We start from the raw sequence: 16,804 nt of genomic DNA on the forward strand, positions 1-16,804 counted from the left end.
GGAAACCGTATGCAAACTCTGAAACTCTTCCGGCGGATGTTGGCCCTGGTTTTGACGGCGGCCACGCTGCTGACGGTGGTCCCCACCGGCCTGACGGCCCATGCGGCCGACTTCCAGGACCCCTATCTCAACCAAATGGTGGAATGGGGCTTCCTGCGGGGTGATATTGAAGGCAATCTGCGCCCGTACAGCAACATCACCCGGGCAGAATTTGTCACCATTGTAAACCGGGCGTTCGGGTATACCCGCACCGGTGATATGCCCTTTACCGATGTGAAATCCAGCGATTGGTATGCCGAGGATGTGTCCATTGCCTACAATATCGGGTACATACAGGGCACCTCCCAGAATACCTTCTCCCCCAACCGGCAGATCACCCGGGAAGAGGCGGCGGCGATTCTGGCCCGCAATCTGATGCTTCAGGCTGCGTCGGGAGAAAATACCGACTTTACCGACAGCCGCGACATCAGCAACTGGAGCCGCGGCCTCCTGACGTCCCTGGCCGACTATGAGATCATCAACGGCTATGCCGACGGCACCTTCCGGCCCCAGGCTCCCATCACTCGGGGTGAGACAGCCATTCTGATGGTCCGGGCCATCGGCACGCCGGTGCAGACCGCCGGCGTCCATTCCCTGGGAAATGTCTACGGCAATGTGACCATCAACACCTCCGGCGTGACGCTGCGTAACACGGTCATTGCCGGCAACCTGTATGTCACCGCCGGTGTGGCCGAGGGCAACGTGCTGCTGGAAAATGTGACGGTCCTGGGCGAAATTGTTGTCAGCGGCGGCGGCGTCAGTGAAAGCGGCGAGGACAGCGTGGTCCTGCGCAACGTCACCAGTCCCAAGCTGGTGCTGGACAACGTGAAGAACACCGAGGTGTCCGTGCGCCTGGAGGGCGACGGCGTCATCGATGTGACCAGCGTCCGCACCAACGCCTTTTTGGAGGACAACACCCCGGCCAACAGCGGCGCACTGCGCATTGAGCTGGACGGCGAGGACGGCCGTTCCCTGGAACTGGCCGGCAATATCAAGGATGTCGTCAATTTGACGCCCAAGTCCTACCTGAGCCTGGGAGCCGGACAGGCCCAGAGCATTACCGTCGATGAGACCGCCACCGGTACTACCCTGAACATCGTGGCCGGAGCCGAGGTAGAGGAAGTCAACCTGGATGTGGCCGCCACGATTACCGGCGACGGCGACATCGGCAAACTGACGGTCAACGCCTCCGGCAGCACCGTCTCCATGCTGCCCGATGAAATTGTTATTCGGCCCGGCGAGACCGCCACCATTGACGGCGAAAAGATGGATAGCGCGGCGGCAGCGGAAGCCTCGGCCGACCCCCGGATGCTGGCGGGCTATCCCAAGATGACCGATCTGGCCCCCACCACCGCAACGGCCAGCTTCAGTACCAATAAAAAGGGCATTGTTTACTGGGCTGTCACCTCTGTGACCGACGGCTCTGTAACGGCCGATGATCTGATCAATCCCCCCTCCTACAGCGCCAAAATCCTCAAGCGGGGCAGTGTGTCCATTGGCGGAGCCAATCAGGCGGCCACAGCCAAAATTTCCGGTCTCACCGCCGGCGGCTCCTACTACCTGTCCGCCGTCTTTGTGGATGGTCGGGAGGATCGCAGCCCGGTGAAAGCCATTTCCTTTACCACGCCGGATAATACGGCTCCGAACTTTGCGACTGGTTATCCCTACATGTCCCGGATTACCAACATTTCCGCCCAGGTGACCACCATGGCCACCAAGACCTGCCGCCTGTACTATGCCGTGCTGCCCAAGGGTGCGACGGCGCCTACCGGCGAAGATTTTAAGGCCAACGCCGTCACCGGCAACCTGGGTTATGGTGCGTTGGACGTGACTAAGAACAAGCCCTATACCTTCGATGTCAACAGCGTGCCGCTGGAGGAGCTGGCTGACTACGACCTGTACTTGTGGTTGACCGATGTCGATGGCGGGGCCAGTTCGGCCGTCAAAAAGCTGAGCTTTACCACGGTGGATAAGACGCCGCCGGTGTTCAACACGGAGCCCACCATCAATAAGGTGGACAAGACCTCCGTGGGCCTGTACGCCAACCTCAACGAAGCCGGTACCCTGTACTGGGTTGTGGTCAGGGAGGGCGAGGTCTACCCCAAGCCCCTGGCAGGCCAGTCCGGTCCCGTGGATTGGACCAGCGATACGGCCAAGCTCCAGGTGTCGGCGGGTATGAACGCGCTGAAGAGCGGCAAGGTGACCATGACAGAAGGCAAGGACGTGAGTTTTACGGTCAGCGGCCTGGACAACGAGCAGTCCTATGATCTCTACTATGTGGCCCAGGACAAGGCCGGAAACTATGCTGCCAGCATCGGCAAGATCACCATTCACACGCAGGATGACAGCAAGCCCACTGTGACCCAGGAGTTTACCAAGTACAACGGCACGGAAACAAACCGTCCCCTGCCGGATTCGGATGTACGTCTGGTGTTCAGCGAGCCAGTACAGTCCGTGACCACCAACACACCCCTGGTGGACTACTATGATCGGGTGACCAAGGTCATCGGCCAGGCCACAGAGATGGACGCCCGCAATGAGATGGCCGCTGTTTTGGAAGAGGCCATTCAGCTGTATATCAATCCCACCGACGGCCAGCCGCAGCTGATTCAGGGCGCCACGGCGGCTACGAATAAGAACACCGATGACTGGACCATCGATTACCGCTATGCGGAAATCGTGTTGGAAGACAGTAAGACCGTCGTGATCTTCCCCTATGATACGGGTGCCATCAACCTCAAGAGCGGCGCAAAATACTATTTTGAAATTGCCGCCAAGACCATTTCCGACACCTCTCAGGCCCAGAATGTCATGGGCCAGACGAAGCTGCCGGAGTTTGAGACGGTGTTCGCCCAGGTCAATCTGTCCGTGGGCAACAACACAGAGACGGCCATTACCGAGGCGGTGGACAAGAACGGTACGCCGGTATCCCTGCCCGATGGCAGCGCCCCCATCGACCTGTACTGGCGGATGGACCCCATTTCCACGCAAAAGGTAGAAAACTCCATCTGCTGGGATATGATTCTCTGGTCCAATACCCATGTGGAATTCCAGCTGTTCCGGCGCGTCAGCGGCGCGCTGAATGGTAAGTGGGAGCTGGTGGGCAACTCATCCATCATGGTTTCGGAGAATATTGCCAGAGCCGGCAACAGCCTGCGGATGAACCTGGAGGACCCCAAAAACAACAATCCTACCTTTGACCAGCTGAATACACTGAAAGAGGGCACAGTGTACGAGTATGCCATCAGCTTTACCAAGGTGGAGGGCGAGCCAGACCGCAGCACCTGGAGCCAGACCGTCACCTTTGATATTAACGTGGTTGCCGGCAGCGGTCTGGAGCTGCCCCGGCTGGGCGCCGACGTCACCGAGAGCAAGTGGAATGAGCTGGTGGGCACTACCCTGACCAACATCAGTTTGCCGGAGACGCTGACGCTGCACAAGCCCTTCCGGGATCAGACAGCGCCCCACTTCATCGGTGACCGTCCCACCTTTCCAGCCGGCGACTCCACCGTCCGTATGGACCTGATGCTGGACCGCATGGGTACCATCTACTGGGTCGTGGCAAAGCGCGGCGACATCAGCACCATCGGCCCCAACGGGGAAGACTACAGCCCCAGCGGTACGGATTTGACGTACTATAACAAGCTGGCAGAATCGGGCAAGAACGATGGTATAGATAATGACGGTACCGGCACATTTAATACACCGGTGGCTACACCGCCCTATAACTGGATTGTGGATGCGGGCAAATATCTGGTCAGTGAGGACGTGCAGAGCGGTTCCCTGACCTGCGGCGCCAGCGTCAAGACAGTCGCGGTGGACGGGTTGATGCCGAATCAGGATTATGTGGTGTACTTTGTCATTCAGGGTACATCTCAGGTGTATTCCGATGTCTACTGTTACCGGTTCAGTACGGGCGACGTGCAGAAACCGGCACTGATGTTGCAGGAACTGAGCCCTAATGTGTCCTTCGAGACCACAGAGGATTCTGACCTGAGCTTTGTATTGTTTGCCGATACGCAGCTGCCCACCATTTTCCGTCAGAAGTTTATTACCTATGTGGACAAGGAATTGGAAGCGGAGTTCCGGCAGGCGGCCGGTTCCAAGGCGGAAACCATGACCGTACTGGATGCTTTGATGCAGACCGGCACGGGAGGGTATTCTTGGTTTGACCTTTATGCTCAGCCGCCAGCCAAGCCCGGTGAAGGTACCAAGATCCGCGATGAGATCCAGCAGATCATTACCCGTGGACAGGGCAGCGGCGGCACACCCGGTGCAACCGGCAGCACCACGACAACGGCTAACCAGGAGTACAAGCACGACTTTACCAAGGATATGGACCCCATTAACGCTACGAACTACTACTGCATTGCGACAGCCAAAAATGTTCTAGGCGGTGAATATGCGTTTAAGGCCGTAGCCAACGTCCATATCCCGGATACCACGCCGCCCACATTGTTTGACCCAGGTGCAGAGGGCGTCAAAAAATCGGATGGCACCTATTCCGGCACATTGACGCTGTCGTTCAGCGAGGTGGTGTACTGGATTCCGGAAGACCGTGATACCAGTAAAATCTGTGCTGTCGTTGGCAAAAATGGCGTGAATGAACCGCCGCAGATTGACTCGGATGGCAAGATTGTACCGGGCAAGACTTCGATGCTGGCGCATATGGGCGGTAATGTGGACAAGCTAACCCCCAACGCCGCAGCAACAGACAGTCCCACCAATACCTTTACGTTCAGCTATTCCGGTGTTCGGGTTGGCTATACGTTGAAACTGTTTACGGATGGCTTCATCTGTGACCGCAGCGGCAACAGTACCGTCAATACCATTACGCTTCGCTACGAGGAGACCAAGACAGGCGTTGGTGGTGCTATCACCGCAGGCGGCTGGGTGATTGTACAGCAATAACCTGAAGTGCCGGATAAATCCGTACCTCTGCTGCCCCTGATCCTCAGGGGCAGCGTTCCAAAGGAGGAACTTGAGCCATGAAATTGAAGTGGAGCAGTCGATTGCTGGCACTGCTGCTGTGTGTGGCGCTGCTGCCGATGCAGCTGTTTGTATTGCCCGCCGCCGCTGCGGACCAGCCGACTTTAAAAAATGTGACGGTCAGCAATAAAACGCTGGCCATGAAAGTGGGACAGACCACAGACCTGACCGCGACGGTGGTTTTGAGCAACAACTCGGCCTATGCCGTGGGCAGCGATACGCTGCCCGTGGGGATGACGGTGGAGTGGACCGTGGAAGACAACCGAAATAATGAAGTGACGGTCACGCCCACGGCTGACCCGCTGAAAGCCACGGTAACTGCCATTGATGTGGCGCCCACCAACGCGGAGCACAAGGAAGTTACCATCAAGGTGACGGCAAGGTGGAATAATCTGGTCAGAATTGCCACCTGTGAGGTGACGGTATCGCCGGAGGACCCGGCCAGTGTGACCGTAACGCCCTCCAGCACAGAAATTGCACCGGGCGGCAAACTCCAGCTCTATGCCACAGTGAAGCCGGAGACCAATCCGCCTCCCACGGTGACATGGGGTACCAAAAATGCCGTTGTGGCCACAGTGGACAGCAACGGCTTGCTGACCGGTGTCAGTGCGGGTCAGACGGAGATCACTGCCACCGCTGGCAGCAATGTGGGTACCTGCGCTGTAACGGTGCTGGGTATTGTGCTGAAAGAGACGTCTGTCACTATGCGGGAGCGGGGCAATCATACCTTACAGTATGAGGTGTTCGGCTCCACGCTGAAAAAGCAGACCATTGAATGGAGCAGCAGCGACACGACGGTGGTCCAGGTCAATAACGGATACCTCTATGGTATTAAAGAGGGTACCGCCACCATCACCGCCAAGGTCAGCGGCAGTACATATTCCGCCACCTGTGAGGTAAAGGTGGAACGCAATACCGCCGATCCCATTACCGTATCTGTGGACGCCGGAGAGCCTGTACCCTTCTCCAGTCTGGTCAGCCGGATTCAGACCGAGTGCAGCAAGGTACTGGGCCGTTCCCTCAGCCATGTGGGCGGCCTGACGGTCGCCACCAAGGAGGGAACGCTGTACTATCGCTATCAGTCCGACTCGGACACCGGCGCTGGCATCGGCGCGGGCGAGCTGTACTACGTGACGCCCACGCTGGCCCAGCGGGGACTCAGCGATGTGACCTTTGTGCCCAAGGCGGATTTCAGCGGTAAGGCCGTCATCTCCTATACCGGCTATGCCGATGCCACCACCTTTTTCCAGGGAACCATTGAGGTCACCGTAGCCCAGGTGGAGGACATTGTCTATACGATTGCGGCCAACAAACCGCTGCAATTCAATGCCGACGATTTTAACCGTCTCTGCCGCAGCCGCACAGGCCGGGACCTGGCCAGCGTCTCCTTCTCCCTGCCCGACAGCAACCGCGGTACGCTCTATTACCGCTATACCGTCGGCGCTTCCTACAATACCCCGGTGGAGGCTACCAAGGAGTACAAGCTCAACGGCTCCCCTGCCCTCAATGACGTCTATTTTGTGCCCAGCAGCGGATACAGCGGGGAAGTGATACTGTCCTTCCTGGCCAGAGATGTCAACGGCACTTCTTTCCGGAGCAGTGTGCGGGTCCAGGTTTCCAAAGCCACCGGCAATGGTGACATCAACTACACCATTACCAAAGGCGGATGGGTGACGATGGACAACAACGAGTTTAACACGTTGTGCCGCAGCGCCACGGGCTATTCTCTGGACTATGTCCGTTTCACCCTGCCTCCGTCCAGTCAGGGCAAACTCTACTATAACTATTCCGGCAGCACCGGCGGCTATAGCGAAGAGGTTACCGCCGAGCGCAACTATTATTACAACAGCACGCCTTACCTGCGCCGTGTGACCTTTGCGGCTACCTCGTCTTATACCGGTACGGTCAACATTCCGTTCCGGGCCTGGGATACCAAGGGGAACCAGTTCAGCGGTACCGTCACGATTCTGGTGGAATCCAATGACGGCGGCAATGTCCGCTATACGGCCTATCAGGGCGGCAAGGTCAACTTTGATGACGCGGATTTTAACAGCGAGTGCCAGAAGCGCACCGGCTCCAGTCTCAGCTATGTCCAGTTCCAGCTGCCCTCGTCCTCTCAGGGGGCGCTGTACTACAACTACACCAGCAGCGGCAACTATGACAGCGCCGTTACCAGCAGCCGGAAGTATTACCGCTACTCCACTCCGTATCTGGACAAGGTGACCTTTGTCCCCAACAGCAGCTTCGTCGGTACGGCAACGATTCCGTATACCGGATGGTCCACCAACGGCAAAAGCTTCACCGGTACCGTTACCATTGACGTGTATAACTCAGCACAGCAGATATCCTATACGATTCGCAGCGGCGGTGTGGCGGATTTTAATGCTGTGGACTTTGACCGTCTCTGCGAATACTACACCGGCGATCCCCTGCGCTACGTCCGCTTTACCCTGCCCGCCTCTTCCCGCGGTGTATTGTACTATGACTACAATACCACCAGCGGCAGCTACGGCAGCAAGGTATCGTCTTACACCAACTACTACTTCTCCTCCAGCCCCTACCTGGAGCGGGTTTCCTTTGTGGCGGACGACGGCTATGCGGGGACCTTTGAGATTTCCTTTACCGGCTGGAGCACCGCTGGAAAATCCTTTACGAGCACCGTTCAAGTAATAGTAGAAGCGCCGCAGGGTCCGGCAACCATCTATTACACGGCGGCCAATGGTACAGTGAACTTCCAGAGCAGCGATTTTGTGTCGGCCTGTGACGATCGGGGCCTGGGCAGTTTGTCGTCGGTGCGGTTCCAGTTGCCCTCGTCCAGCCAGGGTAAGCTGTACTACCGGTACAACAGCTCCCAGAGCGGTTCCACCTCTGTCCAGAACACCACGTCCTATTATCCATCCACTACACCGCGAATTTCCGACGTCACCTTTGTGGCGGCGGCAGGCTTCAGCGGTCAGGCGACGGTGACCTATACGGGAACCGACAGCCGGGGCAATACCTATCAGGGACAAATACGCATCAATGTGCCGATTGCTGGAACCTCCCGCTATTTCAACGATCTGACCAATTACGCCTGGGCCGTGTCCTCCATTGACCGGCTCTATGAGATGGGTGTGGTCACCGGCACCGGCGGCGGACGGTTCAGCCCCCAGAACAGCATCTCCCGCGGTGATTTTATGCTGATGCTGGACCGGGCCTTTGACTTTGCGGATGTGTCCGGTACAGGCTTTACCGATGTGCCGGCGGGCAGCTACTACGGCTCCGCCATTGCGTCTGCCAAGGCGTTGGGCATTGCCACCGGCTATGCCAACGGTACGTTCCAGCCCAATGCGCCGGTAACGCGGCAGGATGCCATGGTGTTCCTGAAGCGGGCCATGGCAGCCGACGGTTGGAACATGGGCAGCGGCGACCGGCTGATGCTTCAGGGCTTCCGAGACGGCGCCTATGTGGCGGAATATGCCGTAGATGCTGTGTCCACCATGGTTGGCTATGGGATACTCACAGGCAACAACAACAGCGAGTTGAACCCCACTGCCTACATGTCTCGGGCGGAAATGGCCGTGGTGCTGACTAGAGTGCTGGACCTATAAATTACAATTTGTGGATAATATAGGAAAAATAGAGCGCTGTTGCCCAATGAAATTTTATAAATAGTGTGTAAAATTAAAAAGTGTGGTGCCATTGGGCCATCACACTTTTTAATTTTTTTATTGCGATATCAACGCTGATTCTGTAAAAAAATGAGAAATTCCAACATTTTGCACGAAATGAATACTATAGTTTTTTTACATAGGAAAATAAATATGTATACATTAGCAAAATATCTATATAAACACATTGACAGGAGGAAGTTTACAATTTACAATGTGTATAACAAAATAATTTATAATTTTTGGCTATGCACGAATAAGGGTTGAAATTTCAGCTGTATAGCTGTAAAATGTGACGGAGCACTGAATTATGCGATAATACACAGTGTATTTGTTGTTTGGAGTATTGTAAAAGTCTTATTTTTACCAGAAATTGGAGGAATGAAAATGCAGTTGCTGGAGACCAACACCCAATTGATGTTGCAGCGTTCCATGGAATATCTATGGCAAAAGCAAACCTGCATTCTGGACAACATTGCCAATGTGGAGACGCCGGACTACCAGGTCAAGTATGCCACCTTTGAAGATGCCCTGAATAACGCATTGCAGGAGACTGCCGGCAAAAGCAATACCGCGTCGTCGGCGGCTTTGCGGGAGGCCATTGCCGCACCGCAGGTGGAGATCCATGAGGCTGCGGAAAGTGTCCGCGCCGACGGAAACGGCGTCAATATTACGGAGCAGGCTGTAGAACTGGCCCGCAACGGCTATCAGCAGCAGTATGTGTTCAACTCCATCTCCAATGAGTTTACACTGCTGCGGACAGCCATTCGAGGATAAGGAGCGATAGCATATGGCATTTCTGAGTTCCATGAATATCGTAGGCTCGGGTCTGACGGCCCAGCAGCTGCGACTGGATGTGATCTCCGAAAATATTACCAATATCAACACCACCCGGACCGAGGCTGGCGGCACATACCGCCGCAAGACCGTGACCATGGAAGCCATCGAGGGTCAGACGACCTTTCAGGCGGCATTGGCCAGAGCCCAAGGACGAAACGTTTCGGCCGACAGCGTGGCCGGCGGTGTGCGGGTGACGGAGATTGCCGAGGACCCCTCGGACTTCAAGTTGGTATACGACCCCACCCACCCCGATGCCAACGATGAAGGGTATGTGGAGCTGCCCAATGTGGACCTGGTCAAGGAAATGGCCGATGCCATGGCTGCGAATCAGGCATATTCCGCCAACGTAACTGCGTTTAATGTGTTGAAGCAAGTGGCCGCCAAGGGCCTGGAGATCGGCAAGTGATCTGACAGGCTGCGGGGATAGGAGAGTAAGATATGGAAGTACATATGAGCCCAATCGCTCCGCTTTGGAACGACGATCTGGTACAGGAGTCCTCTGCTGCACGGAACAACGAAGCTCCTGCCATTCCTTTTGCAGACGTTTTTCAGTCTGCCATTGATTCGGTGCAGGAGACGGACGCCACCAAGAATGAGCTGCAGTATTTACAGGCCACCGGTCAGCTGGACAATCCGGCGGAACTGGTGATTGCTGAGAATCAGGCAATTCTGTCTGTGCAGCTGCTGGTGCAGCTCCGTGACAGAGCGCTGGACGCTTACAGCGAAGTTATGCGCATTAGCATGTAAGTGAAGCGGGAACGTATAGAAAGAATCTGAAGATCCGGGAGCGAGGGCATTGGCCGTGCAAGAGAAGGTAAAGGGCTTTTTAAATAAAGGAAAGCAGCTGTGGACAGGCGCGAAAAAGCGGACGAAAATCCTGGCGGCGGCGGTCCTGGTGGTTGCGGCCGGCGCCATTGTCGCCGTGGTGGTGGCCAGTCAGAACCAGCCCTACGCGACGTTGTTCACGGAGCTGAGCCAAACGGATATGACTGCGATTACGTCGTATCTGACGGAAAATGGCGTGTCGGATTTCCGCATTGTGGACGACGATACCATCATGGTACCGGCGGACCAGGAGGTTCAGCTCAAGGGCCAGCTGGTGTCGCAAGGTTACTTCAACTCCGGCTATGCCTATAACTATTCCACCTATTTAGATAACGTCAGCGCATTGACCACCGAGTCCGAACGGCAGCAGCTGGCACTCTATGAACTCAACGACAGCACGTCTGCCGTCATCCGCAGCATGGAGGGCGTCAAGGACGCTACGGTTCGGTTTACCCCTGGTGAGGATAACACCTATGTCCTGGACAGCGGCAATGTAGTGGAAGCTACCGCCTATGTCAAGGTGACGATGAAGGACGGTGTGCCCCTCAGCGACACCATGGCGGAAGGTATCCGCAATTTGGTGGGCAGCGCCATCCAGGGCCTGAAAGTGGAAAACGTCACCATTGTGGACTCCTATGGCAATACATATCTCCCTGACGATGGTCTGGGGGATTTAGAGGACTCCTCTGCCCTGAAGCTGCGGTTGGAGGAACAGGTCAACAACACGCTGGAGAAAAAGATTCTCGCGGTGTTGCTGCCCATCTACGGCGCGGAGAATGTCCACGTCAGCGTCAACAGCATTGTGGATGTGGACAAGGTATACACCGACTCCACCAACTATTCCACCGAGGACTGGGCGGCCGACGGCTCCACCAATGGCGAGGGCATTATCGGCCAGAAGATTTACGACAATGAGTATATCGCCGATGAAAACGGTGCAGTGGGCGGTACCGTTGGCACAGACACCAACGCCGACATTCCCACTTACCCGGAGAATGAGGGCGAGCAGGAGCCTGGCAACGGTGTTGTCAGTTCCACGGGCCAGACCAACTATTTGGTAGATGAGGAGAACCGGCAGGTGGAACGCGTGGGCGGTACCATTGCCGACGTCATGGTGTCCGTCACCATCAATGAAGCCGTCAGCGGCGGTGTGAATGTGGAGGATCTCTATCCCCACGTGGCCCGAGCTGCCGGTATTACCACAGCGGACCAGATGGAAAAGGTGCACATTTTGATTGCGCCCTTCAACACGGGAGACAACACGCCGACCGACACCAACGAGGACACTCCGGCAGAGGACGGCCTGCTGCTTGACAGCTGGATTCTGTATGCAGCACTTGGCGGCTTGGTACTGTTTGTGCTGATTCTGGTACTGGTGCTGCTGCTGATCCGCCGTCACCGTCGCAAGAAGGCCGCAGCCATGGCTGCCGAGTTGGAGCAGCCGGAGGAGATGCTGCAAGAGGCGGCGCCGGTGCCTGAAGGCGCGGATATTATGGAAATGCAGACAGAGAAGAGCATGGAACTGCGCAAGGATGTACGGAAGTTCGCTGAGGAGAACCCGGAAATTGCCGCGCAGATGGTTAAGAACTGGCTGAAGGAAGGGGAGAGCATGGAATGAGCGAAGCCGCCAGAGCCGGCCGGGAGCCGGGGAAACTGACGCAGCAGCAGAAGGCGGCGGCGGTCATCATCTCCCTGGGCGCTGAAAAGGCCTCCCAGCTCTACCAATACATGGACCCGGCTGATGTGGAACAGCTGACCATCGAGGTGGCCCGGATGGGCTACCTCGATGCGGAAACCACCGAAGAGGTCCTCAACGAATACTATCAGATGTGCCTGACCAACAAGGCGGTCACGGAGGGCGGCATGGAGTATGCCCGTGCGGTCCTGGAAAAAGCCTTTGGCAGTCAGGCTGCTGAAAACCTGTTGGAAAAGGTTACAAAATCCCTGAAAAACCGGGAATTTGCCTTCCTCAACAAGGCCGACGAAAAATCCCTGTACGCCGCCTTGCAGCATGAGCGGCCCCAGACCATTGCCTTGGTCCTGTCCTATGTGGACCCGGAGAAGGCGGCGGCCGTCATTGAAGAGCTGGACTCCCAGCGGCAGACCAAGGTGGTAGAGAACATTGCCAACATGGAGAGCGCCTCTCCGGCGGCGGTGAAAATCATCGAGGCGGAGATGGAGAAGAAGTTCACCAACCTCATGGCCACCAGCAATGTCAAGGTGGGCGGCGTGGACTATGTGGCTCAGATCATGAACAACCTGGACCGCTCCAGCGAGAAGAGCATCTTCGACCGCCTGACGGTCCACAACGCCGACCTGGTGGAGGAGATCCGCAAGCGGATGTTCGTCTTCGAGGATATCATGATCATGGACAATCGCTCTGTGCAGCGCTTCCTGCGGGAGTGCGATCCCAGAGACGTGGTGCTGGCCCTCAAGGGCAGCAACAACGACGTGGCCAACAAGATTTTCAGCAATATGTCCACTCGTATGGCCCAGACCATCCGCGACGATCTGGAGATCACCACCAACGTTCGTATCCGCGATGTGGAAGAGGCCCAGCAGCGTATCGTCACCATCATCCGCAACCTGGAGGAAAAGAACGAGCTGATCATCAGCAAGGGCGGAAAGGACGATATCATTGCCTAATATTTTTAAGAGCTTCTGGAAGTCCAGTGATGAACGGTCGGTGGACCAGTACATCTTCCCCCAGGTAGAGGACATTCCAGTGGAAGCCGATCCGGAGCCGGAAGAAGATACGGCCGTCGCGGAATACGACGGAGACGATCAAGCGCCGGAGCCGGAGGAAGATGAGGAGCGGGCCAACGCCGCCTCCGTCATCTCCTTTGCCAAAGTACAGGCCGATGAAATTGTGGCCGCCGCCCGACGGGAAGCTGAAGCCATGCTGGAGCAGCACCGCCGGGATATGGAGGAAGAGGCTCTGCGCGTCCGGCAGGAAGCCCACGATGACGGATACCGTCAGGGCTATGCTGAGGGCGTACAGCAGGCCCGTGTGGAGGGGCAGCAGCAGATGGAGCAGTACCTCCAGGAACAGGCCCGACAGGTGCAGCAATTTCTGGAACAGGCTCAGGAAGCCCGGGAGGATATGCTGCAAAAAACCCGGGACGAGCTGCTGGATTTGACCGTTGCCATTGCGGAGAAGGTCATTCATATCAGTCTCAAGAGCAGCCTGGACGTCATTGGCCGGATGATTCAGATGGCCACGGAGAAGCTGCGGCGGCGCGAATGGGTCCATATCTATGTGGGCGGTTACAGCGCCCGGGAACTGTCTCAGATCACGCCGGAGCTGACCATGGCCCTGTCGGGTATCTCCGACCATATTAAAATTACACCCATGCCGGAGGACGAGCGCGGCGCGTGCATCATTGAAATGCCCGACGCCATCATCGATGCCAGCGCCTCCACCCAGTTGCAGAATATCCGGGAAATTCTGGGCCAGTCCTAGAAATCCATTCCAGATGGAGGCGAGACGATGTTCCGGGAACTGATCCAACAGGTACAAAATGCAGAAACCATCAGCTATACGGGAAAAATCGAGAACATTGTCGGTATGTCCATCGAGGCTTCCGGCGGCCATGCCGCCGTGGGCGATATCTGCCAGATTTACAACAGCGCCACCGGCAGCCAGGTCATGGCCCAGGTGGTTGGATTTAAAAACGACCGCATTTTGCTGATGCCCTACTCCGATATGAGCGGCATCTCCGCGGGCAACTTTGTCCGTAACACGGGTCACCGGCTGAGCCTCAAGATGGGACCCTTTCTCAAAGGCCGCGTCATCAACGCCCTGGGTCAGCCCATTGACGGCAAGGGACCGTTCAGCGGTGGAACCTTGTTCTGCGTGGAAAACAACAACTATATCAATCCCATGAACCGCCCCCCCATCCGCCAGCGAATGGAGTTTGGTGTCAAGGCCATTGACAGCATGTTGACCATCGGCAAGGGCCAGCGTATCGGCATCTTCGCCGGTTCCGGCGTCGGCAAGAGTACCCTGATGGGTATGATCGCCAAGAACGTCAAGGCTGACATCAACGTCATTGCCCTGGTGGGCGAACGTGGTCGTGAGGTGCTGGAGTTCATGGAAAAGGACTTGGGTCCTGAGGGTATGGCCCGGTCGGTCCTGGTGGTTGCGACCTCCGACCAGCCCGCCATGCTGCGGAAACAGTGCCCGTCGGTGGCCACCGGTGTGGCAGAGTATTTCCGGGACCAGGGTTATGATGTGCTGCTGATGATGGATTCCCTGACCCGTTTTGCCATGGCACAGCGTGAAATCGGCTTAGCCGTCGGCGAACCGCCGGTGTCCAGAGGCTACACGCCGTCTATTTATGCGGAACTGCCCAAGCTCCTGGAGCGCAGCGGCAATTTCCAGAGAGGTTCCATCACCGGTGTCTATACGGTGCTGGTGGAAGGCGACGATACCAACGAACCCATTGCCGATACGGTCCGCGGTATTCTCGACGGCCATATTGTCCTGTCGAGAAAGCTGGCAAACAGCAGTCACTTCCCGGCGATTGATGTCAGCGCAAGCATTTCCCGTCTGATGGCCGATATCGTTTCGCCGGAACACAAGAAGCTGGCCGCCCAAATCCGGGATGTGCTGGCCGTCTATGAAAAGAACTCCGATCTGGTGTCCATCGGCGCCTATAAGGCCGGCACCAATCCCAAACTGGATTATGCCCTGGGAAAAATCGACGGCATTAACCGGTTTTTGTGCCAGGGTGTGGACGAGTCCTTTACCTACGAACAGGATTTGGATATTATGCGAAAACTTTTGTAAGTCATATCCCTGAACAGGAGAAAGAGTGGGTGACATGAAAAAGTTTCAATTTTCCCTCAGCACGGTGCTGGGTTATAAGCAGCAGGTGCAGGAGGGATTGCAGAACGAGCACGCACAGTTGGTCCACCGAGTCCGGGAAGCGGAGCAGCGGCTGGAAGAACTGGAGGAAGCCTACCGCAGCTGTAATCGGGAATTGCGGGAGGCGGAGGCCAAAGGCATTACAGTCGCTGAGGCTTTGAAATACCAGAGCGCCCTGCGCTATTGGGAACAGCAAATTCATGAGGCCAGAGCCCATTTGGTCCAGTGCCGCCGGGCCGCCGAGGCCAAGCGGGCGGAACTGGTGGTGGCACGGCAGGAGACGGCCTCTTTGGAAAAGGTGCGGGAGCGGAAGCACGAAGAATACCGCCATCAGGTTCAGAAGAGCGAGGAGCTGTTCATTGAAGAACTGGTGGCGTCCCAATGGGGGGCTACGGCCCCTTGATGCAATCAGGGAAAGGAGGTGAGAGCGATGAAAATGGATATCAACGAGCTGGTGCTGCAAATGACGTATGCCGCCGCCCAGGTGGCGCAGAGCACCTTGCCCCAGACCCAGGAGCCGACCCGCACGGAGGACGGCAAGAGCTTCCAGAATCTGATGGACGAAAAGCGGACGGAACGGGAGAGCAAGACAGCTGAAGCAGGTGCGGCAGCCACCGAGACGGCCCAGCAGTCTCAGGTCGCGGCCAACGGTGCACCGGTGATGCAGCAGTTGGCGGTTATGGTGACGGATACCGCAGTGATTCCGACTGTGGTGAACACTGCGGTTGCAATTCCCAATGGTGACGCATCGGCGGTGGAAGCCGTGACGATGGTATCGACGGCTATGCCGGAGACGGTGGTGCAGGAGGCCCTGCCCCAGGAGACGGTACTGCCGCAGATGCAGACCGCGGTGGAGACGCCGGTCCCGGAAGCGACGGCCCAGCCGGTGGCGGTTCCCACGGAGGAACCCCAGCAGAAGAGTGTAGAGGCTCCAGTGGAAGCGGAGACGCCGGTCGTTGCAACAGCTGCGCCGGAGACGGAGACCCAGACCCTTCCGGTGGAGGATGAAGTTCAGGTTACGGTGGAACAGGACGCTGCACCGGTCCGGCGGCAGGAGCAGGAAGTGGATGAGACGGCGGTACAGACCGACGGAGTGTCGAAACCCCTCTTTACGGACACAGAGACCATGCCCCAACGGGTAGGCGACGCCCCGGTGATCGATACCGAGAGCGGTGACCTGGAGAGCAAGCTGGCCACCAAGTTGAATGAGGCGCTGTCCAAGGGCAGCCAGCGGGTGGAGATCCGTCTGACGCCTGAGAACCTGGGCCGCGTGGTCATTGAGATGCAGCGGGACCCGGAAGGTGTGCTGCAGGTGGTGCTCCGTACGGAGAACAGTCAGGCAGCGAAACTCCTCAGTGAGCATTCCAGCGCCTTGGGACTGATGCTGCAAAATACACAGCACACGGAAGTGCGGGTAGAGGTGCAGCAGTCTCAGCAGAACCAGAACTCCCAGCAGCAGCCGGATCAGAACGGCGGCCAGGGCCGGGGGCAGCAGCAACAGCAGCGCCGGCAGCAGGCAGACCCGGAGCGGTTCCTGCAGCAGCTGCGGTTGGGCTTGCTTCCTACATAAGCACTCTGAGAAAGAAGGCTG

Annotated in this window: 11 protein-coding genes; all 11 read left to right on the forward strand. The window is 57.0% G+C overall.

Annotation, left to right across the window (positions count from 1 at the left end):
- The first annotated feature begins 9 nt into the window (after window positions 1–9).
- The 11 genes from ACTQ33_RS06250 (at window position 10) to ACTQ33_RS06300 (ending at window position 16,783) form a co-directional block, all read left to right on the forward strand.
- Window positions 10–4,950 carry an S-layer homology domain-containing protein gene (locus ACTQ33_RS06250; protein ID WP_441463083.1) on the forward strand — a complete coding sequence of 1,647 codons (4,941 nt, stop codon included), beginning with the start codon at window positions 10–12 and terminating at the stop codon, window positions 4,948–4,950.
- Window positions 4,951–5,027: 77 nt separating this feature from the next.
- Window positions 5,028–8,618, forward strand: a complete 3,591-nt coding sequence (locus ACTQ33_RS06255) for an S-layer homology domain-containing protein (RefSeq protein WP_441463085.1) — start codon at window positions 5,028–5,030, stop codon at window positions 8,616–8,618.
- A 447-nt stretch (window positions 8,619–9,065) separates the two neighbouring features.
- The gene (gene flgB / locus ACTQ33_RS06260; RefSeq protein ID WP_441463087.1) at window positions 9,066–9,455 is read left to right on the forward strand and encodes a flagellar basal body rod protein FlgB; all 390 of its coding nucleotides are present in this window, start codon (window positions 9,066–9,068) and stop codon (window positions 9,453–9,455) included.
- 13 nt (window positions 9,456–9,468) lie between these two features.
- Complete coding sequence (gene flgC, locus ACTQ33_RS06265; RefSeq protein WP_441463089.1) at window positions 9,469–9,924, forward strand: flagellar basal body rod protein FlgC; 456 nt, start codon at window positions 9,469–9,471, stop codon at window positions 9,922–9,924.
- 32 nt (window positions 9,925–9,956) lie between these two features.
- On the forward strand, window positions 9,957–10,265 hold the full coding sequence (locus tag ACTQ33_RS06270) for a flagellar hook-basal body complex protein FliE (protein WP_441463091.1): 309 nt from the start codon (window positions 9,957–9,959) through the stop codon (window positions 10,263–10,265).
- A gap of 55 nt (window positions 10,266–10,320) precedes the next feature.
- Window positions 10,321–11,961 carry a flagellar basal-body MS-ring/collar protein FliF gene (fliF, locus tag ACTQ33_RS06275; protein WP_441463093.1) on the forward strand — a complete coding sequence of 547 codons (1,641 nt, stop codon included), beginning with the start codon at window positions 10,321–10,323 and terminating at the stop codon, window positions 11,959–11,961.
- Entirely contained in the window at window positions 11,958–12,989 is a 1,032-nt protein-coding gene (gene fliG, locus ACTQ33_RS06280) for a flagellar motor switch protein FliG (RefSeq protein WP_441463095.1), read from the forward strand. Before fliF ends, fliG begins: the two co-directional genes overlap by 4 nt.
- A complete protein-coding gene (locus tag ACTQ33_RS06285; protein WP_441463096.1) occupies window positions 12,982–13,806 on the forward strand; it encodes a FliH/SctL family protein in 825 nt (274 codons plus the stop codon). Before fliG ends, ACTQ33_RS06285 begins: the two co-directional genes overlap by 8 nt.
- 27 nt (window positions 13,807–13,833) lie before the next feature.
- Complete coding sequence (locus tag ACTQ33_RS06290; RefSeq protein WP_441463098.1) at window positions 13,834–15,135, forward strand: FliI/YscN family ATPase; 1,302 nt, start codon at window positions 13,834–13,836, stop codon at window positions 15,133–15,135.
- Between the two features lie 34 nt (window positions 15,136–15,169).
- Entirely contained in the window at window positions 15,170–15,616 is a 447-nt protein-coding gene (gene fliJ / locus ACTQ33_RS06295; protein ID WP_441463100.1) for a flagellar export protein FliJ, read from the forward strand.
- A 27-nt stretch (window positions 15,617–15,643) separates the two neighbouring features.
- Window positions 15,644–16,783, forward strand: coding sequence for a flagellar hook-length control protein FliK (locus ACTQ33_RS06300; RefSeq protein ID WP_441463102.1), 1,140 nt, complete (start codon window positions 15,644–15,646; stop codon window positions 16,781–16,783).
- Window positions 16,784–16,804 lie beyond the last annotated feature (21 nt).

Origin of the sequence: Candidatus Avoscillospira sp. LCP25S3_F1 (assembly GCF_052117125.1) — a bacterium.
Classification (GTDB): Bacteria; Bacillota; Clostridia; order Oscillospirales; family Oscillospiraceae; genus Avoscillospira_A.